Genomic DNA, 25441 nt, shown 5'->3' on the forward strand with positions numbered 1-25441 from the left:
CAACCGGGTTTATGGCTGCGACGATTGCCAGCTGGTATGTCCGTGGAACCGCTTTGCCGTGGCGAGCCATGAGGCGGATTTTGCCGTGCGTCATGGTCTGGACGATGTGTCCCTGGTCGAATTGTTTGGCTGGAGCGAAGACGAATTCAATCAGCGCATGGCCGGCAGCCCGATCTATCGCATCGGTTACGAGCGCTGGTTGCGCAATCTGGCGGTGGGCTTAGGCAATGCACCGGGCACGCCCGAGGTCATGGCCGCGCTGCAAGCCAGAAGCAACTATGACTCGGCGCTGGTGCGCGAGCATGTGGCCTGGGCGCTGGCGCAGCATGGGGAGTAGGGAGTCGGGGTTTGGTTTTTCGGGATTGGGGGGCCGGGATCTGCGGTGTTGACGCGAGTGTGCTTGGCCGGAACACTGAAACCCGAGTCCCGAGTCCCGAGTCCCGAGTCCCGAGTCCCGAGTCCCGAGTCCCGAGTCCCGAGTCCCGAGTCCCGAGTCCCGAGTCCCGAGTCCCGAGTCCCGAGTCCCGAGTCCCGTCTTATTCCGGACGCGACGGGGCGATAACCAGCGATTCGCCTTCCAGAATTACATTGCCGGCGACAAAACACTGAGTGGTAAATTTAACGCGCTTTTTGTTGGGATCAAGCTCGGCAACTGTTGCGCGCGCGGTCACAGTCTGGCCGATTTTGACCGGTGCCTTGAAGCGGGTGGACTGCGACAAATAGATGGTGCCGGGGCCGGGCAGGCGGGTGCCGACCACGGTAGAGATCAGGCTGGCGGTGAGCATGCCGTGGGCAATGCGGCCACCGAACATGGTCTGTTCGGCGTATTCCTGATTGATGTGAACCGGGTTATCGTCGCCCGAGACCGCAGCAAACATCAGGATGTCGGCCTCGGTAATGGTTTTGGCGTACTCGGCGAAATCACCGATTTTAAGGTCTTCGAAGTAGACGGTCATGACGGTACTCCCGTATTATGATGATGAAATGTTGCAGTGCATTGTACACGCAAGTCGTGACAGGCAAATTGCGTGTTAAGGGCGCAAAAATGCGGAGGGGCCGGATTTTGTGCATGTGGGGCTTGCGCTTTCTTCAAACGATTGTTTGAATGCTAAGGTGCGGCAGAGCATCACGATAGGCTACGGCTGCATGCGTCAATGATCTATCAACCAGTCCGAAGCATACGCTGGAGGAATATGAAAGTTCTAGTCGCTGTGAAACGCGTTGTTGATTACAACGTGAAGGTTAGGGTCAAGGCTGACGGTAGCGGTGTGGACATCGCCAACGTCAAGATGTCGATGAACCCGTTTGACGAGATCGCCGTAGAAGAGGCTGTGCGCCTGAAAGAAGCCGGCAAGGCCAGCGAAATCATCGTGGTGTCCATGGGTGTCAAGCAGTGTGAAGAAACACTGCGTACGGCGCTGGCCATGGGTGCTGACCGTGCCATTCTGGTGGAAACCGAGACCGAGTTGCAGCCTTTGGCCGTGGCCAAGCTGCTCAAGGAAATCGCCGCCAAGGAAGCGCCGCAGCTGATGATTCTGGGCAAGCAGGCGATTGATGATGATGCCAACCAGACCGGCCAGATGGTTGCCGCGCTCTTGGGCTGGGGGCAGGGTACGTTCGCGTCCAAGGTCGATCTGGCTGCCGAAACCGTCAATGTCACCCGTGAAATCGATGGCGGCCTCGAAACGGTCAAGCTGGCATTGCCAGCCGTCGTGACCACCGACTTGCGCCTGAACGAGCCACGCTACGTCAAGCTGCCTAACATTATGGCGGCCAAGAAAAAGCCGCTGGAAAAAGTCACCCCGGCAGATCTGGGCGTCGATGTGACCCCGCGCCTGACCACCCTCAAGGTGGCCGAGCCTGCCAAGCGTTCCGCCGGCATCAAGGTGGCATCTGCTGCCGAGCTGGTGGCCAAACTGAAAAACGAAGCAAAGGTGCTGTAAGCCATGGCTATTCTCGTTATCGCTGAACACGACAACCAGAGCCTGAAAGCAGGCACTCTGAACACCATTACCGCTGCGGCCAAGCTCGGTGGCGACGTGCATGTACTGGTTGCTGGCGCTGCTTGCACCGCTGCTGCCGATGCCGCCAAATCGGTGGCCGGCGTTGCCAAGGTGCTGGTCGCCGATGCCGCGCAATACGCGCACGGTCTGGCCGAGAATCTGGCTCCGCTGGTGATCGATCTGGCCAAGGGCTACAGCCATGTCCTGGCACCGGCCTCCTCTTTTGGCAAGAACCTGCTGCCGCGCGTAGCCGCCTTGCTGGATGTGGCGCAGATTTCCGAAATCTCGGCAATCGAGTCGGCCGACACTTTCGTGCGTCCGGTTTACGCCGGTAACGTGCTGGCGACGGTGCAGTCGTCCGATGCGATCAAGGTGATCACCGTACGTACCACCGCGTTTGAAGCAGCTGGCAACGGCGGCGCAGCGGCACTGGAAAGCATTGCCGCAGGTGCAGACGCACAACTGTCGACTTTTGTCGGCGCCGAGCTGACCAAGTCCGATCGTCCGGAACTGGGCGCTGCCAAGGTGATCGTTTCCGGTGGCCGTGCGCTGGGTTCGGATGCGCAGTTCAAGGCTGTGATCGAGCCGCTGGCCGACAAGCTGGGCGCTGCGGTAGGCGCTTCGCGCGCCGCCGTGGATGCAGGCTATGCACCAAACGACTACCAGGTCGGCCAGACCGGCAAGGTGGTGGCGCCGCAGCTTTACTTCGCCGTCGGCATTTCCGGTGCCATCCAGCACCTGGCCGGCATGAAGGATTCCAAAGTGATCGTTGCGATCAACAAGGATGAAGAGGCGCCGATTTTCCAGGTGGCTGATTACGGCATCGTCGGTGACTTGTTCACCGTCGTACCGGAACTGATGGCCGAGCTGTCCAAGTAAGCGACAGCCGGAACGAGGCAGGCCTTGATGCCTGCCCGCAATAAAAAACAGAACCGGCCCGACGGTTCACCCCGGAGACAACCCTGTCGTCAGGACAGGCTTCAGGTGAATGCGTGGCCGGTTTTTTTGTACTTACAACATTGCACCCACATCAAAGGAGAGATCGATGATCTACAACGCACCGGTCAAGGAAATCCGCTTTGCCCTGAATGAACTGGCCGAACTGCCATCCATCTGCAGCCTGCCCGGCTACGAGGATTGCTCGGTTGATCTGGTCGACGCCATTCTGGAAGAAGCCGCCAAGTTCGCCGAAGGCGTGCTGGCTCCGATCAACAAGGCTGGCGACCAGGGCGCCAAATGGAACGCCGACTACAGCGTGACCTCCGCTCCCGGCTTCAAGGACGCCTGGCTGCAATATGTCGAATCTGGCTGGGCCGGCCTGCGCACCCCGACCGAATTTGGCGGTCAGGGGATGCCGGCACTGGTTGCGCTGGCAACCGAAGAAATGTGGTGCTCGGCCAATCTGGCCTTCTCGCTGGCCCCATTGCTGACCTTGGGCGCAGTTGAAGCGCTGCATCACCACGCCGGCGACGAACTCAAGGCCGTCTACCTGCCCAAGATGGCAACCGGCGAGTGGACCGGTACCATGAACCTGACCGAACCGGGTGCCGGCTCCGACCTCGCCCAAGTGCGCAGCAAAGCCGTGCCGGCAGCGGATGGCAGCTATCTGATCAGCGGCCAGAAGATCTTCATCACCTGGGGCGAGCACGACATGGCGGATAACATCATCCACCTGGTGCTGGCACGTTTGCCGGACGCACCGGCCGGGGTGAAGGGCATCTCGCTGTTTGTCGTGCCCAAGTATCTGGTGAATGCCGACGGCAGCCTCGGCGCGCGTAACGATGTGCGTTGCGTCTCGCTCGAGCACAAGCTGGGTATCCATGGCAGCCCGACTGCGGTGATGAGCTTCGGTGACGAAGGCGGCGCCATCGGCTATCTGGTGGGTGAGGCCAACAAGGGCCTGGGCTATATGTTCACCATGATGAACCACGCGCGTCTGGGTGTCGGCGTCGAAGGCATGGCCGTGTCCGAACGCGCCTACCAGAAGGCTGTCGAATACGCGCGCGACCGTGTGCAAAGCCGTGCTATCGGTTCTCCCGATCCGGCCGGCGTTGCCATTATCCAGCACCCGGATGTACGCCGCATGCTGATGACCATGCGCGTTCAGATCGAGGCACAGCGCGCACTGGCTTGCGTGGCTGCAGCGGCGATGGATCGCGCGGCCCAGCATCCGGTTGCAGCCGAAGCGGCAAAAAACCAGTCTCTGGTGAACTTCCTGATTCCTATCGTCAAGGGCTGGAATACCGAGCAGGCCAACGAAATCACCAGTCTGGCGGTGCAGGTGCATGGCGGTATGGGCTTTATCGAAGAAACCGGCGTTGCCCAGTACTACCGCGATGCGCGCATTACTTCGATTTATGAAGGCACCACCGGCATTCACGGTCTGGATCTGATCGGGCGCAAAACGTTCAGCGAAGGCGGTGCGACCGCGCTGGCACTGCTGGAAGAAACCCGTCTGGTTGCTGCCAAACTCGCGCCAAGCCAGCCCAAGTTGTCGGCCAATCTGACCGCCGCTGCCCGCGAAGCCGAGCGCTGCGTTGCCTTCATTCTGGAAACCTTCAAGGTGCAGCCACAACTGGCGGCAGCCGGTTCGGTACCTTTCCTCAAACTGATGGGGATCGTGCTGGGCGGCTGGCAAATGGGCCGCGCCGCGCTGATCGCGCAGGACAAGCTTGCCGAAGACGGTGCCGATACCGATTTCCTGTCGGCCAAAATCATCAGTGCGCGCTTCTACGGTGATCATCTGCTGCCACAGGTCTCCGGCCTGGCCGCCGCTATCCTTGAGGGCGCCGATAGCGTGCTGGAGATGCCGGAAAACCTGTTCTGATCCTGACAGGTTATTCCATGAAAAACGCCACGGCTTGCCGTGGCGTTTTTGCTAGCGGGCCCGGTTGGGGGGCAGAACCATGCCGCTTGGGCTGAGGGTCAGACGCCGATCACGCCGCCATCAATACGCGTGACCACCACCGTGGCCGAACGCGGGCGGGCTTTGGATGCGCTGTCGGTCTGGCTGGCCGGCCAGGCGCTGCTCGGCGCCGTCAGCGTACCGTCTTCGCCCGGATGCTGCACATTGAAGAACAGCGTCTTGGCATCCGGCGTGACCGCGATGCCGGTGATCTCGCAGTCCTTGGGTCCAACCAGAAAGCGGCGTACGGTACTGGGCGTTGCGCTGGCACCCTTGATGGTGGCGGTGCCGCCGGCTGCGGTGATCTTGCCGCCGTCGCCCACCTTGCCCGGTACAGCGGCCAGCATCATGCAGTTGGTCACATCGGTGTAGGCGCCATCATCGGTCTGTATCCACAGCATGCCGCGCTTGTCGAAGTACAGGCCATCCGGGCTGGAGAAGTCGTTGTCGTTGCTAAGGCCCGACAGGTTGATATCGGCGGCGGCATCGGCCTGGGAGCCGAACAGGTAGATGTCCCAGGCGAAGACGGTGGCGGCAACGCTATTACCAGCCTCGCGCCAGCGGATGATGTGGCCGTTGGGGTTGCCCTTGTTGATTTTGGTCGTGTTGTCGGGATTAGTGAGCGTATCTTCGTAGTAGCGCGGGTTGGCCGCGTCTGGCTTGAGCTGGCTGCCGGTGGGTGTGGCGCTGGTGGCGACACGGTTGCTGTTGTTGGTGAGGGTCATGTAGACCTCGCCATTGAGCGGGTTGACCGCGCCCCATTCCGGGCGGTCCATCTTGGTTGCGCCAAGGACGTCGGCTGCGAGGCGGCAGTGTGTCACCACGTCGGCCTGATCGGCGAAAGCGTAGGTAGCGTTACTGCTGTTCAGGCCGTTCTTGCCGAAAGTCAGCTCCAGCCACTGGCCCGATCCGTCGGCGTTGAACTTGGCGACGTAGAGCATGCCCTCGTCCAGATACTTGGCGCCAGCGGCCAGGCCGCCGTTGACGTCCTTGGGGTCCCACAGCGCCTTGGAGACGAATTTGTAGATATATTCGTTGCGCGCATCGTCGCCGGAGTACATCACGATGGGCTGGCCGGCTACGGCCGGCGCCGGCCAAGCGCCTTCGTGGTTGAAGCGGCCGAGTGCCGAGCGTTTGACCGGCGTGGAGTCGGGGGCAAACGGGTCGATCTCGACCACCCAGCCGAAGGTGTTGATGGTGTTGCGGTAGTCGTCCATGGCTGTTACGCCGGTGACCGAAGACGTCCAGCGGGCGAACAGGTCATCACTGCCGGCGCTTTCCCAGACGTAAGGCGACGTGCGTTTCTGAGGCAGACCGTAGCGTTTGAGTGCGACGACTTCCTTGGGCGTACGCTTGGCATCGTCACCGTCGGCACGGCTGATCACATTGAGATAGTTCTCTTCGCAGGTGAGGTAGGTGCCCCACGGCGTATAGCCGTTGGCGCAGTTGTTGTTGGTGCCACGGGTTTTGGTGCCGTCGGGCGAGAACTTGGTCTGTACCAGCGCATTGCCCTTGACCGGGCCGCCGAACGCCATTTCGGTGGCCGAGGTGATGCGGCGGTTGAAGCGCGAACCGCGCACCATGGCCATCTCGTTGCCGCTGGTGCCACGTTTGACCTCGCAGATGCTGACGCCGTGGGCGTAGATTTCCTTCTCCACTTCAGAGGCGACGCGGACGGTGCCGGCGGTTTTGCCATTAGGATGCAGTACGAAGGGTTGAACCACGTACTCGTGGTTGACGGCGAGCAGGCCGCGGTCCGAGCGTTCGGCCTGAAACTTGCCGTCGTCGGAGAGACCAAAATAGTACATGCCGTCGTGACCGTCGCCGATCCGGCGGTTGTAGGAATCGGCGCCTTCGCTGCCGTCGCCTTTCCAGTCCGGATCGCCGAAGTGTAGCGGATCACCCAGTGCGTGCAGGATGGATACGCGGTAGCCTTCGGGCACGGTGACCAGGTCAAGCTTGTTCTTGGCTACAGGTTTGAAGCCCAGTGCCAGCGGTGTGCTGCCGCCTCCGACAGTCCCTCCTATCCCTCCTGTCCCCCCTCCTGTACCGCTACCACTGCTTTCACCGCCGCTACCTCCGCCAAGACAGGCACTCAGGCCGACGGTGCCGAACATCATCGCCGTGGTAGCACCCACGCCACCCATCAGGGTCTGGCGGCGGCTCAGGCGCACGGCGAGAACGTCGTCTATGTGTGTATTGGGCGAGTGGTTGACGATTTCGTTGTCGTCGTAGGCAGAAAGCGGGGTATCGTCGGATTTCAGGTAGCTGCTCATCAGGTGCTCCATTATTGGTTGGGTCAGGCGTTCGCATTTTTATGTTCATGTGTTTAAGTCGCGTGAAGGATTTGTGAAATTTGAATATTTGCAAGCGCAGATGGCCTGTTGGCCGCCGGGCTTCGTGTTTCTTGCCCAAGGCGCCAAGGCGATGCATGGAAATTTAGCGGCGGGAAAGGCATATCCCTTTGTGTGATTTTCGTTGCTGCCAAAGTAATGGCAAGGCTTGGTCTTGCTAGTAGTCTGCTGGAATATGTCTATTATCTAATATGAATTAGTTTTTTATTGGTTTAAGTATTAATGCATGTGTCACGCATTGGTGGTAGCCTGCCGCGCTGTGACTGTCGCTAGTCTGTCGTGCGATGCCAAGCCGCTATAGGTGCGCAGCTTGTGCCGGTGGTGTGAATTGTCTAATCTTGTTATTTATTTGCTATGAATAGAGCCTGATGCGTGCGCGTAAAATCTGGCGTTTAGGCGATCTTTCCCGCACCTTGGTGCGGGTGCCGCGTCTGCTGCCTTATCTTGCCCTTGTTCTGGCCTTGTTCTGGTTGGGGACGGTGCTGTCTGTCTGGTTGGCGCCGGCATCGCAGCAGGTGCGTGCCTTATCTTTGCCCGAGCCGACGGCGGACGCCGGGCGGGTGGCCGCTTTGCATTGGTTTGGCGAGATGGTCAGCCCCGAACTGGCCGCCGCAAAAGGTGCTGCGCCGCTGACGCTGGTCGGGGTGTATGCGTCGGGTAATGCGCATACCGATTTTGCGCTGGTGGGCGAGGGCGACAAGGTGTCGCCGTTGCGTGTCGGCCAGCAAGCCGGTGGCTGGACCTTGCTGGAAGTTTTGCCAAGCGCCATCCGCATTGGCCAAAACGGCAGCGAGCGTCTTGTCGAACTGGCCCGCCCGACGGCCGCTGCCGATGCGCTAACGACGGCGCCTGCCCCAATTCCGCCGCCGGCTAGCCCCGATTTTTCTGCTCCTGCGCCCTTGCCTGATGCGACGGCTGCGGGGGTGAGCAGTATGCCCGTTGTGCCGGAGGCGGTGCCGGGCGAGGCCGAGCCGGGTGCTCCGTCTGGCCGCCGCCGTGCTGCTTTAATCGACGCCAACCCCAACTAGAGTTTTCCCATGCGACTTGCCCGTTTTGCCGCCATTGTGGCGTTGGCTTTTCATTGTTCGGCTCAGGCCGCGCCGTCCGATCCGGTCATGCTCAATTTTGTCGGTGCCGAGATCCCGGTGGTGGTGCAGGCCATAGGCGAGATCACCGGCAAGACTTTTGTGCTTGATCCTCGGGTCAAGGGCACGATCAATATCGTGTCGGCCAAGCCGGTGCCACGCGAGCTGTCCTATCAGATTTTGTTGTCCAGCTTGCGCATGCAGGGCTTCGCTGCGGTAGAAGGGGCGGGCGGGGTGGTGAAGATTGTGCCCGAGGCCGATGCCAAGCTGCATGCACGCAGCGGCAGTCCGCGCCGCACCGATGTGGACAGGCTGATCACCAAGGTGTTTGTGCTGAAGAACGCCAACGTCAATCAGCTGGTGCCGGTGCTGCGCCCGATTATTTCCCCCAACAATACCGTCACGGCCATGCCGCAAAGCAATGCGGTGGTGGTGACCGATTACGCCGACAATATCCGCCGCATCGAGTCGATTATCGAGTCGGTGGAAAGTGCTGCTTCGGGCGATGTGGCGGTGTTGCCGGTGGCGTTCGGTTCGGCCATCGAGCTGTCCGGCATGTTGCAAAAGCTGTTGCAGGCGCAGGGTGAGGGGGCCGGCAAGGTGACACTGATTCCGGATGCGCGCGCCAATGTGATTATGGTGCGCGCCGATACGCCCGGTGCCATGGGTAAAGTCAAGAGCCTGCTTAAGTTGCTGGATAAGCCGTCGCAAGCCGGCGGCAATGTACGCGTGGTCTATCTGAAAAATGCCGAAGCGGTGCAGGTGGCCAAGGTGCTGCGTACCTTGCTGACCGGCGAGGGGGGGGGGCTGTCGGCGGGCAGCTCGGGCGGTGCCAATACGCCAGGCGCGCTGTCGGGCAGTAGCAACGGCAATAGCAGCTATGCAGCGTCCGGTTCTGCTGCGCCATCCTCTGCTTCTGGTGCACGCAGCACGGTGCAGGACGATACTGTGTCCGGCACCGGTGCCATGGTGCAAGCTGATCCGGCCAATAATGCACTGATCCTGAATGTGCCGGATACCATGTACCAGAATCTGCGCGGCGTGATCGATCTGCTGGACAAGCGTCGGGCGCAGGTCTTTGTCGAGGCGCTGATTGTCGAGGTGGCGGCCGACCGCACGCTGGAAGTGGGGGTGCAGTGGCAGGCAGCAGGCAAGAACGGTTTTGTCGGCACCAACTTCCCCGGTTCCGGTACCAGTATTCTCGGCACGTCGCTGTCGCCTTCGCTGGATGCTGCGACCAAGGATAGCGTGCTGGGCAAGCTGGCCGCTTCGAGTGGTTTGAATATCGGCCTGATAGATGGCACGGTGAATATTCCGGGTATTGGCGAAATCCTTAACCTGGGGGTGCTGGCGCGCGCGCTGGAAACCCAGGCCAAGGGCAATGTGCTGTCTACGCCCAACCTGATGACCATGGATAACGAAGAAGCCAAGATCGTGATCGGCCAGAACGTACCATTCCTGACCGGGCAATACTCCAGCACCGGCGCCAGCAACGGTGCGGCCAACCCGTTCCAGACTTTCGAGCGCAAGGATGTGGGGTTGACGCTGAAGCTCACGCCGCAGGTGTCCGAAGGCGGCATGGTACGCATGAAGATCTATCAGGAAGCGTCATCGATAGATCCCAACTCGGTGACCAGCACCTCGGGCCTGATTACCAACACCCGTTCGATCGAGACTATGGTGTCGGTGCAGGACGGCAATATCATCGCACTGGGCGGGCTGATCCAGGAAACGGTGTCCGACGGCAATAACCAGGTGCCGCTATTGGGCGACATTCCGTTTATCGGCAATTTGTTCAAGTACAAGACCCAGAGCCGCAAGAAGAGCAATCTGATGGTGTTCCTCAAGCCGACCATTATCCGTGACGATGCGCGCGCGCGCGCGGTGGCGGGTGACCGTTACGATTTCCTGCAGGTGGAGAGCCGCAAGACGGCAACGCAAAAACTGTCGCTGGATCCGCAAACCGCCTTGCAGGCGGTGCCATCTAATAGCCTGAAGTCAGAGCTGGATAATTGGGTCGAGCAGCAACAAGCGCCAGCGGTCAAACCATGAACGTGGTCGCCGACAAGCCGCTGCTGCCCTATGCCTTTGCCCGCGCCAACGGCGTGCTGCTGATTGAAGGGGAGAGCGGACGGCACCTGCTGCTGGCACCCGAGGCGAGGGATGCGGCCTGGGCCGAGGTATTGCGCCAGTATGGCGAAGTCGATGCGCTGGAAACGCTGGCACGCGCCGAATTCGACCGGCTTCTGGCCGCGCTGTATGCCGATGGGCGCAGCGTGGATGCGGTAGATGACATCGGCCAGGATATCGATTTGTCGCAGATGATAGATTCGCTGCCGGCAGTGGAAGACCTGCTGGAGGCGGAGGACGATGCGCCGATTATCCGCATGATTAATGCGCTCTTGACTCAGGCCTTGCGCGAGCAGGCGTCGGACATCCACATCGAAGCATTCGAAGAGCGCTCGCTGGTGCGTTTTCGCATGGATGGCCGCTTGCGCGATGTGGCCAGCCCGCATCGTGCGCTGCATGCAGCGCTGGTGTCGCGCATCAAGATCATGGCGCAGATGGATATCGCCGAAAAACGCATTCCGCAGGATGGCCGTATCTCCTTGCGCCTGGCCGGGCGGCCGGTAGATGTGCGGGTGTCGACCCTGCCCACCAGTTACGGCGAGCGTGTGGTAATGCGTTTGCTGGACAAGGATGCGACCCGCCTCGATCTGGAAACCCTGGGCATGGCGCCGGATACGTTGGCGGAAGTGGACCGGCTGATTCGCCAGCCGCACGGCATCGTGCTGGTGACGGGCCCCACCGGCTCGGGCAAGACCACCACCTTGTATGCGGCGCTCTCAAGACTGGATGCGCGCCATAGCAATATCATGACTGTGGAAGACCCGGTCGAGTACCAGCTGGATGGTGTCGGCCAGACCCAGGTCAACCCCAAGATAGATATGAGCTTTGCCAAGGCGCTGCGCGCCATTTTGCGCCAGGACCCGGACGTGGTGATGATAGGCGAGATCCGAGATCTGGAAACGGCGCAGATCGCAGTGCAGGCCTCATTGACCGGGCATCTGGTGCTGGCCACCCTGCACACCAACGATGCCGCCAGTGCGGTCACGCGTCTGGTGGACATGGGCACCGAGCCGTTTTTGCTGGCCTCGTCGCTGTTGGGGGTGATGGCGCAGCGTCTGGTGCGCCGCCTGTGTCCGGCGTGCAAGGCGGTGCATGCCTTGCCGCTGGAGGGCGAGACGGACGTGGTGCATTATCGCCCGGTCGGTTGCCCGGCCTGTGCGATGAGCGGTTATCGCGGGCGTCTGGGGATTTACGAATTGCTGACGGTAGACGAGCAGTTGCAGCGCATGGTGCATCAGGGCGCTTCCGAGCAGGATATCCGCGAGCATGCCTTGCAGGCTGGCATGCGCTCCTTGCGCGAGGATGGCATGCGCTGGGTGCGCGCCGGCGAAACCGCGCTGGAAGAAGTCGTGCGCATTACCAAAAATGGCTAGGGCTTAGACAATGGCAGCATTTCGCTATCTGGCCTTGTCGGATAAGGGCGGCGAAGAAAAGGGCGTGATCGAGGCCGAGTCGGCGCGTTCGGCGCGTGTTCTCTTGCGCGAACGCGGGCTGACCCTGTTGCAGATCGAAGCCGAGAGCGGCAAGCCGGGGACGGTACACAAGCGCCTGCCCAATGCCGAACTTGCACTGTTTACCCAGCAGCTCTCAACCTTGCTGATGGCCGGGCTACCGCTGGAAAAGGCGCTGATGGCGGCGGCCGAGCAAAGCGAACACGCCCGCACCCGTGCCGTGGTCTCGGCTTTGCGCGGCGATATCATGGAGGGCCAGAGCCTGGGGCAGGCACTTGCGCGTTTGCCGGCGGTGTTCGGCCCGCTCTATATCAGCCTGGTCAAGGCTGGCGAGCAAAGCGGCCATCTGGACACGGTGATGGCGCGTCTGGCCGACTATCTGGTCAAGCGCCAGGCCTTGCAGCAAAAAGTCACGCTGGCGCTGGCTTACCCGGCCGTGGTCACCGTGGTGGCGATACTGGTGGTGGCCGGGCTGATGACTTATGTGGTGCCGCAGGTGGTGACGGTTTTTATTCAGACCAAACAGACTCTGCCTTTGCTCACCCGCATGCTGGTGGCCAGTAGCGATTTTTTGCGTAGCTGGGGCTGGGCGCTGTTGCTGGGTGTGGCGCTGGCTGGCTATGGCTGGTGGCGGGCACTCAGGCAGGATGCGTTCCGGCGCATGGTGCATCAGCGTCTGCTGACGCTGCCATTGGTCGGACGCATGTTGCGCGCCATTAATACGGCGCGTATGGCCAGTACGCTGGCGATTCTGGCCGGCAGCGGCGTGCCCTTACTGACCGCGCTGGAAACCGCGCGCGGCCTGGTCGGGCTGATGCCGATGCAGGAAGCCTTAAGCGAGGCGACGGCGCGGGTGCGCGAGGGTGTGCCCTTGTCGCGGGCGCTGGCGGCCAGCCGCCAGTTTCCGCCGGTGCTGATCCATCTGATCGCCAGCGGCGAAGCCAGCGGTACACTGGCCGCCATGCTGGAGCGTGCGGCCGAGCAGCAGCAGCAAGAAGTCGAGCGCCGCGTGGCGACCTTCACCACGCTGATGGAACCGTTGCTGATTCTGCTGATGGGGGGCATGGTGCTGATTATCGTGCTGGCCATCATGCTGCCGATTATCGACATGAACCAGATGGTGCGCTGAGGGGCGCCATGGTGCCGACGAATTCAAGACCTAAGGAAACATGATGCAAAGACGTAAACAAGGCGGTTTCACCCTGATTGAAATCATGGTGGTAATCGTGATTCTCGGCATTTTGGCCGCATTGGTCGTGCCCAAGGTGATGAGCCGGCCGGACGAAGCGCGTGCGGTGGCTGCCAGGCAGGATATCAATGCCATGAGCCAGGCGCTCAAGCTGTACCGGCTGGATAACACCCGCTATCCGAGTAGCGAGCAGGGCCTCAAGGCATTAAGCGAAAAGCCGACCGTCGCGCCTTTGCCGAAAAACTGGAAGCCCGGCGGCTATCTGGAACGCCTGCCTATGGATCCGTGGGGCAACCCTTACCAGTACGCCAGCCCCGGTACGCATGGCGAGGTCGACATCTGGAGTCTGGGCGCCGATGGCGAGCCCGGCGGTGAGGGTGTGGACGGCGATATCGGCAACTGGCAGCAGTAAACCTTGGGCATGCGGCGTGTGCGCGGCTTCACCCTGATCGAAGTAATGGTGGTGCTGGTCATCGTCGGCATACTGGCGACCATGGTGACCTTGTCGCTGACGCCGGATACGCACCGGGTGATGGGGGATGAGGCGTTGCGGCTGTCGCGGGTGATTGAGCAGGCGGCGGATGCGGCCGAAATGGGGGATCCGCTGGTGCTGGTGTGGTCGCGCGAGGGCTACGGCTTTCGCCGTCAGGCCAGCGACGGGCGTTTTGTTGACACCGGAGAGGATTTCTTTGCCGAGCGGCGCTGGCCGCAGGGCATAGGCTCGGGTCGGGCGCGTATCGAGGGGCAGGATGCCAGACCCGGCGAGGTGCTGCCCCTGTGGCAGGACGGGCGCGCCAGTGAACTGGTGCTGCCGCTGCTCTCGGACGGCCAGCGTCTGGAAGTGTGGTTGTCGCCACTGGGCTTTGCCCGGGTGGAAGACGCCCGTGCCGGGGGGCAGCCATGAAGCCGGTGCGCGGCTTTACCCTGTTTGAAGTGCTGGTGGCGCTGGCGATACTGGCTATTGCGCTGACTGCCTTGCTGCGCTCGGCGGGCTTGGCCGCCGACAATAGCGAGGCGTTACGCGCGCGCATGCTGGCTACCTGGGAAGCGCAAAACCGGCTGGAAACCATCAAGGCCTTGCGCGAATGGCCGGAGGTGGGCGGTAGTTCCGGTGAGATCAAGCCGGATGGCGGGCAAGCGGCACTGCGCTGGCAGCGCGATGTCAGCGGCACCCCCAACCCCAACTTCCGTCGCGTCGTGATCCGCATTCTGCCGTCTGATGGGGCGAACTATACCCTGGCCGAGCTGACCGGCTTTGTACAATGGCCGCGCTGATGGCGATACGCGAGCGCGGCATGACCCTGATCGAGATTCTGGTGGCGATGAGCCTGATGGCCATTTTGTCGGTGCTGGGTTACAAGGCCTTCTCATCACTGCTGATCGCGCGCGAGCGTCTGGTCAGCCTGTCGGATGAATGGGTCGGACTTGCGCGGGTGATGCGCAGGGTAGAGTCCGATGTCGGTCGCCTGACGCGTGAAAATACGGGCAAGGATTCGGCGGGCCCTGCCTTGCAACTGCAGAGCGAAAACGGCAAGCAGCATTTGCAACTGGCGGGCTATAGCAGCAAAAGTCCGGAGGGGCGCGAGCTGCGCCATTATCTGGCCGATGATAGCGGCTTGCAGTGGAGCGCCGCTCTTGCCGGGCTGGATAGGGAAATCCTGCCGCAGCGCCTGCTGGATGCGACCAGCCGCACCCGCTTTAGCGTGATGCTGGCGGACGGGAACGAGAGCGAAAGCTGGCCGCTGGCGGATGGTGGCGGCTTGGATGCGCGGGCGCTGGTGATGACGGTGACACTGGCTGGCGGCCAGCGCGTGCGCCGCGTCTGGAGTTTGCCATGAGGCCGCGCGAGGGTGGTATGGCGGTGGTGATGGCGTTATTGATTGTGGCGCTGGCAACCACCGTTTCGGCACTGGTGTTGTGGCAGCAGGGCTTGTGGCTGCGCCAGGTCGATAATGACCGCGCGCGCGCGCAAACCCGGCTGGTGGCCGATGGCGGCCTGGGCTGGGCGATGGAAATCCTGCGTTACGACGGGGAAACCTCGTCGGTGGATAGTTTGTCCGAACTATGGGCCCAGCCTCTGCCCAAGACCGATGCGCAAGGGGTCGATGTACGCGGCACACTGGCCGATGCACAGGGGCGCTTCAATCTGAATAATCTGGTGCAGGGCGGCGTGGTTTCAGCGCCGCAGCTGGCGTTATACCGGCGCCTGCTCGCCGAACTCAGGCTACCTCCCGAGCTTGCCGACAGTCTGGCCGATTATCTGGATGCGGACGACGACAAGCGCGCGGGTGGCGCCGAGTCGGGTGACTATCTGGCGCTGCGCCCGCCTTATCGCGCGCTGAATGCGCCGCTTGCACGTGCGGGGCAGCTGGCCTGGGTGCAAGGCTATCGCCCCGAGGTGCTGGCACGCTTGAGCCCGCATGTGGTGGCACTGCCGGAAACCATGGCGACGGCCATCAATGTCAACACCGCCAGCCCCGAGCTGATGCGTGCGCTGGTACAGGGTGTGAACGCCGGCGAGCTGCAGGGCCTGATCAATCAGCGCATAGACAACCATTTTATCGACGAGGCGGATTTTCGTGCCCGCCTGCCGGCGCGGGCCCAGTTGCCGGAAGGTATTGCACTGGCGACGCGCAGTCGTTATTTCCTGCTGCAAAGCGAGGTGCGTCAGGCTGCCGTGCGTTTGAGCGTGGCTGCGCTGATTTTGCGTGACGAATTTACCACCCGGCTGGTGTGGCGCGAGGATGGACGGCTGCTTGCCGGCTCGCGCGCTCTGGACGGTAAACCCCCTTCACCGACAGAAACCCGATGACTGTTCTTAGACTGATGTTGCGCCCGAGCTGGCCGGATAGCGAGCCCGGCCTTGCCTGGGCGCTGATTGCCGCCAGTGGAGAATGCCTTGGTACGGGGGATGACTCGCCCGCGCACTGGCCTGCAAGCAATAGTACCGAATTGATCCTGCCGGCCGGCCTGACCCTGTTTACCCGGGTCAAGCTGCCGCAGGCGAGCCGCGAGCGCCAGCTTGCCGCCGCAGGTTTTGCGCTGGAAGAGCAGCTAGCCAGCGATCCGGCAGCCAATCTCTATGCCATAGGCGGCATGGAAGAAGGGCTGAGTGCGGTGGCGGTGGTCGAGGCATTTTCCCTGCGCCGGGCGGTCGCCATGCTCAAGCAGCTGGGGCGTGCGCCTGACCGTATCATTCCCGAGGAAATGTGTCTGCCCGAGCCCTTGCCGGGGCAGTGGCTGCTGGCGAACTGTGCCAGCGGGCGTATCGTGCGCCGCTCGCATACCCAGGCTTGCGTATTGCCGCAGGGCATCGTGGGTGATGCTCTGGCGGCACGTCTGCTGGGCGAGGGCGCACCCGAAGTGCAGTGCCTGTGCGGTGATGTGGAAGCCTTGCCCGGTGTGGCGTTAGTGCGCGAAGCGGCTGCCGGCTGGAAGCAGGGGCGTATGGCTTCGCCCTATGATTTTGCTATGGGAGAGCTGGCCTCCAGTCGCCTGTGGCGGGCGTGGGCGCCGGCATTGAAAACAAGCGGCATCATTCTGGCTGTGCTGTTTGCCGGTCAGCTGGCCCTGCTCCTGGGGGAGGCTGGCTGGCTGGCCTGGCGCAAGCACAGCCTGACAAGCGAGATTCGCAGCCTGACCCAGCCTTTGCTTGGGGCGCAGGCTTTACCCGGTGCGACGGCTTTGCCGCTGACGCGCGTCGTGGATAATCTGCGCGCCGAGCGCGGTCAGGCGGTGCGCGATGATGCGCTTTATCTGATGGCCAGGCTGGGTGAAGTCGCAGGCAATACGCTCAGTCTGAGTGCGCTGGAAACGGAGGGCGGGCGTGTACAGCTACGTGCACCGGCCTTGCCGGACGAGGCGTTCGAGCGCTATCGCCAGCAGTTAGCCGGCAGCGGCGTGCTGTTGAATGCCCGACGCAGCGAAGGTGGCGTGCGCGAGTGGATTTTGACGAGGGAGCCATAAAATGAGCGGGTGGAAAAAAACGCTGCTTGCCCGTTGGCGCCAGCTGACATTGCGCGAGCAGCGCATGCTGGGCGTGATGAGTGCAGTGGTGCTGCTGGCCATGGCTTATCTGCTGTTATGGGAGCCGGCCAGCCGTTATGTCGCGAAAACCCGTACCCAGGTCGCGCGTCTGGAGGCCGAACTGGTATTTGACCGCAAGCTGACTGCCGAAGCCAATGCGTTAAAACGCCAGCCTCAGGTTGCCACGCTGAATGCGGCCGATTTGCAGACGCTGATCGAGCGCAGTGCCAAAGCGCAGTCTTTGCCCGGTACCTGGGCGCTGGCGGCCGAGGGTGATCAGGGCGTGCGCATTAGCGGGGAGTTGCCCTTTGATGCCTGGCTGGGTTTTGCCGGGCAACTGGCTTTGCAACAGGTGCGTGTGCTGCGTATGAAAACGGCGGCATCGACGGCGCCCGGCATGGTCAAGCTGGATGCGGTGCTGGTACATGGCGGTGGACGCGCATGAAGCGGCGCTGGTTGTGGCTGCTGGCGGTGCCGGTCTTGCTGTTTGGCACGCTTGCTGCACTGCCGGCTACCTGGCTGTCCGTGCCGTTAAGCGATCTTACCCAGTCGCGCTGGCAACTGAGCGAGGTGCAAGGCACGCTATGGTCGGGGCAGGGGCGGCCGGTATTTATCGCCGAGGATGGCTCTGTGCTGGCGATGAGCCGGCTTGTCTGGCAGCTCGAACCGGGCGCTTTATTCAAAGGGGCATTGGGCTGGCGCTTGCAAACGGATGCCGGCACGGGGGCGCTACGCCTGACGCCAAACAGCTGGCAGCTGGACAATATCAGCCTCTCGCTACCGGTGGCCGCTGTTGCCGGTTTGTCGGACACTTGGCGCGCCGCACGTCTGGGAGGCTTGCTCAAGCTGGAGTTGCAGAGTCTGAGCCATGGTCGCGATGGTTTTAGCGGCGGTGCGCGCATCAGCTGGTTGGGCGCGGCATCGCCTTTGACGCGTATTCGTCCCTTTGGTAGTTACCAGTTGCAGGTGAGCGGGCAAGGACCGGCCTTGGGGCTGGCGTTGCAGACTTTATCCGGCCCCTTGCAGATCGAGGGGCAGGGGCAATGGCAGCCGGGTAAACTGCCTGATTTTGGCGGGTCGGCCAGTAGCAGCCCCGACGCCTACCTGGCTTTGCGCCCGCTGATGCTGATGCTGGGCCAGCCTTCCGGGCCGAATCGCGTCAGCTGGAAAGTTCAAACAGGCGTTTGATGCTTGCATATTGCAATGCAATATAGGTATGATAGGCAGGTTTAACCAAACGGGACAAGCTGAAGGCTGCGTCCCGTTCACTACATAAAAACGATAAAGAATCTGCAACAATCATTCAGGAGCTAGCCTGTGTCTACCGTACCCGCCATTCTTGCCCTCGCTGACGGCACCGTCTTCAAGGGTACAGCTATCGGTGCTGTCGGTCATACCGTCGGCGAAGTGGTATTCAATACCGCCATGACCGGTTATCAGGAAATTCTGACCGACCCGTCCTACACCAAACAAATCGTCACCCTGACTTACCCGCATATCGGCAATGTCGGCGCCAATTCGGAAGATACCGAATCCGGCGCCGTTTTTGCATCCGGCCTGATCATTCGCGATCTGCCCTTGCTGCACAGCAATTTCCGCGCCGAAGCCTCGCTGTCGGATTACCTCAAGGCCAATCATACGGTGGCCATCGCCGACATCGATACCCGTCGTCTGACCCGTATCCTGCGTGAAGGCGGAGCACAGGCCGGTTGCATCATGGCCGGTGAAATCGATGAAGCACGCGCCATTGAACTGGCACGCGGTTTTGGCTCCATGGCTGGGCAGGATCTGGCGCAAGTGGTCAGCTGTGATGCGCCTTATAAATGGACGACGCGTGAGTGGCGCCTGGGCGAGGGCTATACCGAGCAGGGCGAAGCGCGCTATCACGTGGTGGCTTACGATTTCGGCGTCAAGCACAACATCCTGAGGATGCTGGCCGAGCGCGGCTGCCGCCTGACCGTGGTGCCGGCCAAAACCCCGGCTGCCGAAGTGCTGGCACTGAACCCGCATGGCGTGTTCCTCTCGAATGGTCCGGGCGATCCGGAGCCTTGTGATTACGCGATTACTGCCATCCGCGACATTCTGGCTACGCGCACCCCGGTGTTCGGCATTTGCCTGGGTCATCAGTTGCTGGGCCTGGCTGCCGGCGGCAAGACCAGCAAGATGAAGTTCGGTCACCATGGTGCCAACCATCCGGTACAGGATCTCGACTCCGGCCGCGTCATGATTACCAGTCAGAACCACGGCTTCCAGGTGGATGAAACCAGCTTGCCGGCCAATGTGCGCGTGACCCACCGTTCGCTGTTCGATGGCACGGTGCAGGGCATTGCCTTGACCGACCGTCCGGCCTTCTCGTTCCAGGGGCACCCGGAAGCGAGCCCGGGGCCGAACGACGTGGCCTATCTGTTCGACCGCTTTACTGCGGCGATGGACGCACAAGACTAAGCGACAGAGACAGGAGGCCGAGATGCTGGGCATTACCGATCCGCTGACCTACCTTATCGGGACGATTTTCATCATCCTGTTGCCGGGGCCCAACTCGCTGTATGTGTTGTCGGTGGCCGGTCAGCGCGGGGTGCGTGCCGGCTTTCAGGGCGCATTGGGGGTCTTTGTCGGTGATGCGATCCTGATGCTGGCGGCAGCGACCGGGGCTGCCAGCTTGCTTAAGGCCAACCCCATGCTGTTTGTGCTGCTCAAGTATAGCGGCGGCGCCTATTTGGCGTGGATCGGGCTCAATATGCTCAAGGGGGCGTGGCAAGGCTGGCGCAAACCCGCGCTTGCGCCTGAGGCTGCGCCGGTCGTGGTGCTGGCGGACGCGAAAAATCCGTTCAAGCGCGCACTGAGCATCAGCCTGATGAACCCCAAGGCCATCCTGTTTTTCCTGTCGTTTTTCGTGCAGTTCGTCGACCCGGGCTATGCCTATCCGGTGCTGACCTTTGCCGCACTGGGCGCGATCCTGCAAGTGTGCAGCATGAGCTATCTGGCCGTACTGATTATGGCCGGCAACCATCTGGCGGCGGCATTTCGAGCCCGGCGCCGGCTGGCCAGTGCCGCCAGTGGCGGCGTAGGGCTCATGTTTCTGGGTTTTGGCGCCAAGCTGGCGAGCGCGGGACTCAACTGAATACCTGAAAATTAGAGAACATCATGCCCAAGCGTAACGACATTAAAAGCATTCTTATCATAGGCGCCGGCCCCATCGTCATCGGGCAGGCGTGCGAATTCGATTATTCCGGCGCACAGGCCTGCAAGGCGCTGCGCGAAGAAGGCTACAAAGTCATTCTGGTCAACTCCAACCCGGCCACCATCATGACCGATCCGGAGATGACCGACGTCACCTATATCGAGCCGATCTCGTGGCAAGTGGTGGAAAAGATTATTGCGCGCGAGCGCCCCGATGCCATTTTGCCGACCATGGGCGGGCAGACAGCGCTTAATTGCGCACTGGATCTGTCGCGTCACGGCGTGCTGGAGAAATACCAGGTCGAGCTGATCGGCGCATCGGAAGATGCGATCGACAAGGCCGAAGACCGCGGCCGCTTTAAAGAAGCCATGGCCAAGATTGGCCTGTCCTGCCCGCTGTCCTTTATCTGCCACACGCTGGAAGAGTCGCTGGAGGCGCAAGTCAAGGTTGGCTATCCGACCCTGATCCGCCCTTCGTTTACCATGGGCGGTTCGGGCGGCGGCATTGCCTATAATCGCGAAGAATTCCTCGCCATCTGCGAGCGCGGTTTCGAGGCCTCTCCGACCAATGAATTGCTGATCGAACAATCGGTGCTGGGCTGGAAAGAGTACGAGATGGAGGTGGTGCGCGACCGTGCCGACAACTGCATCATTATCTGCTCGATCGAGAACTTCGACCCGATGGGCGTGCATACCGGCGACTCCATCACCGTCGCGCCGGCGCAGACGCTGACCGACAAGGAATATCAGATCATGCGTAACGCTTCGATCGCAGTATTGCGCGAGATCGGGGTGGATACCGGCGGCTCCAATGTGCAGTTCGCGATCAATCCGGACAACGGCGAAATGATCGTGATCGAGATGAACCCACGTGTGTCGCGTTCGTCGGCGCTGGCGTCCAAGGCGACCGGCTTCCCGATCGCCAAGATCGCCGCCAAGCTGGCGGTCGGCTACACGCTGGACGAGCTGAAAAACGACATTACCGGCGGAGCGACCCCGGCATCGTTCGAGCCGTCTATCGATTACGTCGTGACCAAGATCCCGCGCTTTACCTTCGAGAAGTTTCCGCTGGCCGACGACAGGCTGACGACGCAGATGAAGTCGGTGGGCGAGGTGATGGCAATGGGCCGCTCCTTGCAGGAGTCGCTGCAAAAGGCGCTGCGCGGCCTGGAGACCGGTCTGTCCGGTTTTGACGAACAAACGACCAGCGAAGAAACCATACGTCACGAGCTGGGTACGCCAGGCCCGGACCGCATCCTCTATGTGGCCGATGCCTTCCGTATCGGCCTGAGCCGCGACGATGTGTTTGCCATCAGCAAGATCGATCCGTGGTTCCTGGCCCAGATCGAAGATCTGGTGGGCGAAGAGCAGGCACTGCGTGGCCGCCGTATCGAGGATCTGGCGCATGGCGAGATGTTCCGTCTCAAGCGCAAGGGTTTCTCCGACCGGCGTCTGGCGCTGCTGCTGGATACCGATCAGGCGGGGGTGCGCGCCAAGCGCTGGGCACTGGGCATCCGTCCGGTGTACAAGCGTGTGGATACCTGCGCGGCCGAGTTCGCGACCAATACCGCTTATATGTACTCGACCTATGAGGAAGAGTGCGAGTCGCGTCCGACCAATAATAAAAAGATTATGGTGCTGGGCGGCGGACCGAACCGCATCGGTCAGGGTATCGAGTTCGACTACTGCTGCGTTCATGCGGCGCTGGCTCTGCGCGAGTCCGGTTTCGAGACCATTATGGTCAACTGCAACCCGGAAACCGTGTCTACCGATTACGACACCTCGGATCGTCTGTATTTCGAGCCCTTGACGCTGGAAGACGTGCTGGAAGTCTGCCATGTTGAAAAGCCGTTCGGCGTGATTGTGCAATATGGCGGCCAGACGCCGCTGAAACTGGCGCGCGCGCTGGAAGCGGCCGGTGTGCCTATTATCGGCACCAGCCCTGACATGATTGATGCGGCCGAAGACCGCGAACGTTTCCAGAAGCTGTTGCAGGAGTTGGCTCTTAAGCAGCCGCCTAACCGCACGGCGCGTACGCCGGCCGATGCCATGCGTCTGGCTGAGGAGATTGGCTATCCGCTGGTGGTGCGCCCGTCTTATGTGCTGGGGGGGCGTGCGATGGAAATCGTGCACGAGCCGGCAGATCTCGAGCGTTATATGCGCGAGGCGGTCAAGGTTTCCAATGACAGCCCGGTCTTGCTCGACCGCTTCCTGAACGATGCCATCGAAGTCGATGTGGACTGTGTGTCCGATGGCGTGAATGTGGTCATCGGCGGCATCATGCAGCATATCGAGCAGGCGGGGGTTCACTCCGGCGACTCGGCGTGCTCCTTGCCGCCTTACAGCCTGTTCCCCGCGGTACAGGACGAGATCCGTCGCCAGACCATCGCCATGGCGCGTGCCTTGAATGTGGTCGGCCTGATGAATGTGCAGTTCGCCATTCAGGGCGATACCATTTATGTGCTGGAAGTGAACCCGCGCGCCAGCCGTACCGTGCCTTTCGTATCCAAAGTGACCAGCGCGCCGCTGGCCAAGATCGCCGCGCGCGCCATGGCCGGCATCTCGCTGGTGGAGCAGGGCTTTACCGCCGAGGTGATTCCGCCTTATTACGCAGTCAAAGAAGCGGTATTCCCATTCATCAAGTTCCCGGGCGTGGACACCATTCTCGGGCCGGAAATGAAGTCGACCGGCGAAGTGATGGGGGTGGGTAACAGCTTTGCCGAAGCCTTCGTCAAGAGCCAACTGGCGGCCGGTGACAAGCTGCCGCGTACCGGCAAGGTGTTTATGTCGGTGCGTGCCGGTGACAAGAACGGCTGTGTCGAGGTGGCACGCGAGCTGCAAAGACTGGGTTTTGGTGTTTGCGCCACACGCGGTACCGCCAAGGTATTGTCGGATGCCGGCCTGATCGTGCAGGTGGTGAACAAGGTGGCCGAAGGGCGCCCGCACGTCGTTGACTTGATCAAGAATGGTGAAATCGCACTGGTGATCAATACTGTGGACGAAAAGCGTCAGGCGATTCAGGATAGCCACTCCATCCGCCGTTCGGCCTTGCAGGCACGTATTCCGCAATCGACCACACTGGCCGGTGCCCAGGCCTTGTGTGTCGGCCTGCAGCTGGATGATTTCGGTATTTACAGCCTGCAGGAATTGCACGCCCGCATCAAACGCTGATTTTCCGCCGGCAAAACGCGTGCAATGCTTGGTTGTGTATGCGTTTTGCCGGTACAATCCGGGAAAATCTATCCGCAAAGCCGCCGTCCTCAGGACGGCGGCTTGTGTTTTTGTTGAGGGCGGCATGGCCGCCAGTGGAGAAAAGAATGATCAAAGTCCCGTTGACTGTGTACGGTGCGGAGCTGCTGAAAGAAGAGCTGCAGCGCCTGAAAAGCGTGGAGCGTCCGGATGTGATTGCGGCCATCGCCGAAGCACGTTCGCACGGTGACCTGTCGGAAAACGCCGAATACGATGCCGCCAAGGAGCGCCAGGCTTTTGTCGAAGGCCGTATCGCCGAGCTGGAGGGTAAACTCTCCAATGCCCAGATTATCAATCCGCAGGAACTGGATGCCGAGGGCCGTGTGGTGTTTGCCGCGACCGTCGAGCTGATGGATCTGGAGAGTGAAGACGAAGTGACCTACCAGATCGTGGGTGACGATGAAGCGGATATCAAGGTTGGCAAGGTTTCGGTCAATTCGCCTATCGCCCGCGCCCTGATCGGCAAGGAAGCCGGTGATGTAGCCGAGGTGATGGCGCCTGGCGGCATACGCGAGTACGAGATACTCGACGTCAAATATATCTAAAAAAACCGGCGCGCCCTTTGGGGCGCGTTTTGCTGTCGATTCTGGATAAAGGGGTGGGCATGGATGGCTTGCGCGCGGTAACAAAAACGTTCTGGGTCGGCGGGATATGGATACTGGGCCTGCTGGTCACGCCAGTGCTGTTTTCCGTGCTGGACAAGGTGACGGCCGGCATGGTGGCCGGCAAACTGTTTAGCCATCTCGCCTGGGTCGGCTTAGTGTGCGGCGTCTTCTTGCTGGCCGACTATGTGTGGCGTATCGGTGCGCGTGGCGTGAAAGCGGGCACGTTCTGGCTGCTGTTCGGCATGCTCTTGTGCACCGTGATCAACCATTTTGCTGTGTCGCCGATTATTGCCGACTTGAAACTTTCGGTGAATCAGGCCGCCGAAGGGTTGTTTGGTGGCGGTTTTGCTACTTGGCATGCCATTTCAAGCCTGATCTATCTGGTGCAAAGCCTGCTGGCACTGGTCTATGTGCTCAGGCGCGATAGCTAGGCCGATGTACCGGCCATAGAAAAAGCGGTGGCAAGTCACCGCTTTTTTCTTTAGCCTTGAGTCAAAGAAACAATCAAGGCATGGCCTTGAGTGCTTTTTTGCTCTTGGGCAAGACAATGCGCTCTTTATCCGACGGGCGCCACAGAACCAGCAATTTGCCGATATGTTGTACCGGCGCTGCATCCAGGTCATTGCAGATCTGCTCGTACAGTGCAACGCGCGCATTGCGGTCATCGCCCTGTACCCGGATCTTGATCAGTTCGTGGGCGTCCAGACTGATAGCGATTTCGCGCATGACCGACTCGGTCAGCCCGCTGTTGCCTATCATGACAACAGGAGAAATTTGGTGCGCCAGACCCTTAAGGTAGGTGCGCTCGAAGGTGGAAAGTTCGATTTTCATGGTAGTGCTTCCAAAGCAAAACGGGATTCTACTAAAAACTTCCACTTTTTGCCCGAACAATACGCTGAAAATGGCAGATAAACAGTCACTTGGCCGTTTCAGATCACTTTTTACTGTGACCGCCGCTTGTAATGACAGGTTTGAAAAATGAAGAGAAGTACGAGTAGTAACCAATGGCTGTCCGAACATGTCAATGATCACTGGGTACACCAGGCCAAGCAGGATGGCTATCGCGCCCGTGCCGCCTACAAGCTGATCGAGATAAACGACAAGGACAAACTGATCCGCCCCGGCACGGTACTGGCCGATCTGGGTTCGGCACCGGGCAGTTGGTCGCAGGTGGCCTCCCGTATCGTCGGCGACAAGGGCAAGGTGTTCGCGCTGGATATCCTGCCTATGGATGCCATTGCCGACGTATCATTCATTCAGGGTG

At 61.0% G+C, this 25441-nt stretch carries 24 protein-coding genes and 1 pseudogene; 22 read left to right on the forward strand and 3 right to left on the reverse strand.

Translation table 11 applies throughout. The annotated features are described in order from the left end of the window. Positions 1 to 337, forward strand: a pseudogene (locus tag EGI20_RS08420) (tRNA epoxyqueuosine(34) reductase QueG); the annotation flags it as partial. Positions 338 to 536: 199 nt separating this feature from the next. Here EGI20_RS08420 and EGI20_RS08425 read toward each other — a convergent pair. Then, entirely contained in the window at positions 537 to 956 is a 420-nt protein-coding gene (locus tag EGI20_RS08425) for a MaoC family dehydratase (protein ID WP_498631096.1), read from the reverse strand. A 237-nt stretch (positions 957 to 1193) separates the two neighbouring features. On the opposite strand from EGI20_RS08425, the gene EGI20_RS08430 reads away from it, so the two are divergent. From EGI20_RS08430 to EGI20_RS08440, 3 genes are all read left to right on the forward strand, one after another. Further along, positions 1194 to 1943 carry an electron transfer flavoprotein subunit beta/FixA family protein gene (locus EGI20_RS08430; protein WP_498631097.1) on the forward strand — a complete coding sequence of 250 codons (750 nt, stop codon included), beginning with the start codon at positions 1194 to 1196 and terminating at the stop codon, positions 1941 to 1943. A gap of 3 nt (positions 1944 to 1946) precedes the next feature. After that, the gene (locus EGI20_RS08435) at positions 1947 to 2882 is read left to right on the forward strand and encodes an electron transfer flavoprotein subunit alpha/FixB family protein (RefSeq protein ID WP_498631098.1); all 936 of its coding nucleotides are present in this window, start codon (positions 1947 to 1949) and stop codon (positions 2880 to 2882) included. 166 nt (positions 2883 to 3048) lie between these two features. Further along, a complete protein-coding gene (locus EGI20_RS08440) occupies positions 3049 to 4830 on the forward strand; it encodes an acyl-CoA dehydrogenase C-terminal domain-containing protein (RefSeq protein ID WP_498631099.1) in 1782 nt (593 codons plus the stop codon). Between the two features lie 98 nt (positions 4831 to 4928). Here the strand turns inward: EGI20_RS08440 and EGI20_RS08445 are convergent, their stop codons facing one another. After that, positions 4929 to 7184: a PhoX family protein gene (locus EGI20_RS08445; RefSeq protein ID WP_498631100.1), complete on the reverse strand. Its 2256-nt coding sequence runs from the start codon at positions 7182 to 7184 to the stop codon at positions 4929 to 4931. A gap of 446 nt (positions 7185 to 7630) precedes the next feature. Between EGI20_RS08445 and EGI20_RS08450 the strand changes: the two genes are divergently transcribed. From EGI20_RS08450 to EGI20_RS08530, 17 genes are all read left to right on the forward strand, one after another. Next, complete coding sequence (locus EGI20_RS08450; RefSeq protein WP_498631101.1) at positions 7631 to 8290, forward strand: type II secretion system protein N; 660 nt, start codon at positions 7631 to 7633, stop codon at positions 8288 to 8290. Between the two features lie 9 nt (positions 8291 to 8299). Then, complete coding sequence (gene gspD, locus EGI20_RS08455; RefSeq protein WP_498631102.1) at positions 8300 to 10399, forward strand: type II secretion system secretin GspD; 2100 nt, start codon at positions 8300 to 8302, stop codon at positions 10397 to 10399. Next, a complete protein-coding gene (gene gspE / locus EGI20_RS08460; RefSeq protein WP_498631103.1) occupies positions 10396 to 11850 on the forward strand; it encodes a type II secretion system ATPase GspE in 1455 nt (484 codons plus the stop codon). The genes gspD and gspE overlap by 4 nt, the downstream gene beginning before the upstream one ends. Before the next feature lie 10 nt (positions 11851 to 11860). After that, the gene (gspF, locus tag EGI20_RS08465) at positions 11861 to 13057 is read left to right on the forward strand and encodes a type II secretion system inner membrane protein GspF (protein WP_498631104.1); all 1197 of its coding nucleotides are present in this window, start codon (positions 11861 to 11863) and stop codon (positions 13055 to 13057) included. 43 nt (positions 13058 to 13100) lie between these two features. Then, a complete protein-coding gene (gene gspG / locus EGI20_RS08470) occupies positions 13101 to 13529 on the forward strand; it encodes a type II secretion system major pseudopilin GspG (RefSeq protein ID WP_498631105.1) in 429 nt (142 codons plus the stop codon). A 9-nt stretch (positions 13530 to 13538) separates the two neighbouring features. Next, positions 13539 to 14021, forward strand: coding sequence for a prepilin-type N-terminal cleavage/methylation domain-containing protein (locus EGI20_RS08475; protein WP_498631115.1), 483 nt, complete (start codon positions 13539 to 13541; stop codon positions 14019 to 14021). Beyond that, positions 14018 to 14392 (forward strand): type II secretion system minor pseudopilin GspI, encoded by a 375-nt coding sequence (gspI, locus tag EGI20_RS08480; protein WP_498631106.1) that lies wholly within the window; start codon positions 14018 to 14020, stop codon positions 14390 to 14392. The genes EGI20_RS08475 and gspI overlap by 4 nt, the downstream gene beginning before the upstream one ends. Then, positions 14380 to 14955 carry a type II secretion system protein GspJ gene (locus EGI20_RS08485; RefSeq protein WP_498631107.1) on the forward strand — a complete coding sequence of 192 codons (576 nt, stop codon included), beginning with the start codon at positions 14380 to 14382 and terminating at the stop codon, positions 14953 to 14955. Before gspI ends, EGI20_RS08485 begins: the two co-directional genes overlap by 13 nt. Continuing rightward, positions 14952 to 15929, forward strand: a complete 978-nt coding sequence (gspK, locus tag EGI20_RS08490; protein ID WP_498631108.1) for a type II secretion system minor pseudopilin GspK — start codon at positions 14952 to 14954, stop codon at positions 15927 to 15929. The genes EGI20_RS08485 and gspK overlap by 4 nt, the downstream gene beginning before the upstream one ends. Continuing rightward, the gene (gene gspL, locus EGI20_RS08495; protein WP_498631109.1) at positions 15926 to 17083 is read left to right on the forward strand and encodes a type II secretion system protein GspL; all 1158 of its coding nucleotides are present in this window, start codon (positions 15926 to 15928) and stop codon (positions 17081 to 17083) included. The genes gspK and gspL overlap by 4 nt, the downstream gene beginning before the upstream one ends. A gap of 1 nt (position 17084) precedes the next feature. Then, on the forward strand, positions 17085 to 17588 hold the full coding sequence (locus tag EGI20_RS08500) for a type II secretion system protein M (protein WP_498631110.1): 504 nt from the start codon (positions 17085 to 17087) through the stop codon (positions 17586 to 17588). Continuing rightward, positions 17585 to 18331 carry a type II secretion system protein N gene (locus EGI20_RS08505; protein WP_498631111.1) on the forward strand — a complete coding sequence of 249 codons (747 nt, stop codon included), beginning with the start codon at positions 17585 to 17587 and terminating at the stop codon, positions 18329 to 18331. The genes EGI20_RS08500 and EGI20_RS08505 overlap by 4 nt, the downstream gene beginning before the upstream one ends. Before the next feature lie 129 nt (positions 18332 to 18460). Continuing rightward, the gene (carA, locus tag EGI20_RS08510; protein ID WP_160797256.1) at positions 18461 to 19588 is read left to right on the forward strand and encodes a glutamine-hydrolyzing carbamoyl-phosphate synthase small subunit; all 1128 of its coding nucleotides are present in this window, start codon (positions 18461 to 18463) and stop codon (positions 19586 to 19588) included. 22 nt (positions 19589 to 19610) lie between these two features. Next, positions 19611 to 20264, forward strand: coding sequence for a leucine efflux protein LeuE (leuE, locus tag EGI20_RS08515; protein WP_498631112.1), 654 nt, complete (start codon positions 19611 to 19613; stop codon positions 20262 to 20264). A 23-nt stretch (positions 20265 to 20287) separates the two neighbouring features. Next, positions 20288 to 23494 carry a carbamoyl-phosphate synthase large subunit gene (gene carB / locus EGI20_RS08520; protein WP_498631113.1) on the forward strand — a complete coding sequence of 1069 codons (3207 nt, stop codon included), beginning with the start codon at positions 20288 to 20290 and terminating at the stop codon, positions 23492 to 23494. Between the two features lie 146 nt (positions 23495 to 23640). Continuing rightward, entirely contained in the window at positions 23641 to 24117 is a 477-nt protein-coding gene (gene greA / locus EGI20_RS08525) for a transcription elongation factor GreA (protein WP_124735165.1), read from the forward strand. Between the two features lie 59 nt (positions 24118 to 24176). Further along, positions 24177 to 24608 carry a DUF4149 domain-containing protein gene (locus EGI20_RS08530; protein WP_160797252.1) on the forward strand — a complete coding sequence of 144 codons (432 nt, stop codon included), beginning with the start codon at positions 24177 to 24179 and terminating at the stop codon, positions 24606 to 24608. Between the two features lie 73 nt (positions 24609 to 24681). On the opposite strand, the gene EGI20_RS08535 is transcribed toward EGI20_RS08530, so the two are convergent. After that, complete coding sequence (locus tag EGI20_RS08535) at positions 24682 to 25008, reverse strand: YhbY family RNA-binding protein (protein WP_124735164.1); 327 nt, start codon at positions 25006 to 25008, stop codon at positions 24682 to 24684. A gap of 147 nt (positions 25009 to 25155) precedes the next feature. Here EGI20_RS08535 and EGI20_RS08540 point away from each other — a divergent pair. After that, positions 25156 to 25441, forward strand: a 286-nt coding sequence (locus EGI20_RS08540; RefSeq protein WP_498631114.1) for an SAM-dependent methyltransferase, incomplete at its 3' end; no start/stop codon positions are given.

The organism is Aquitalea sp. S1-19, assembly GCF_024343515.1.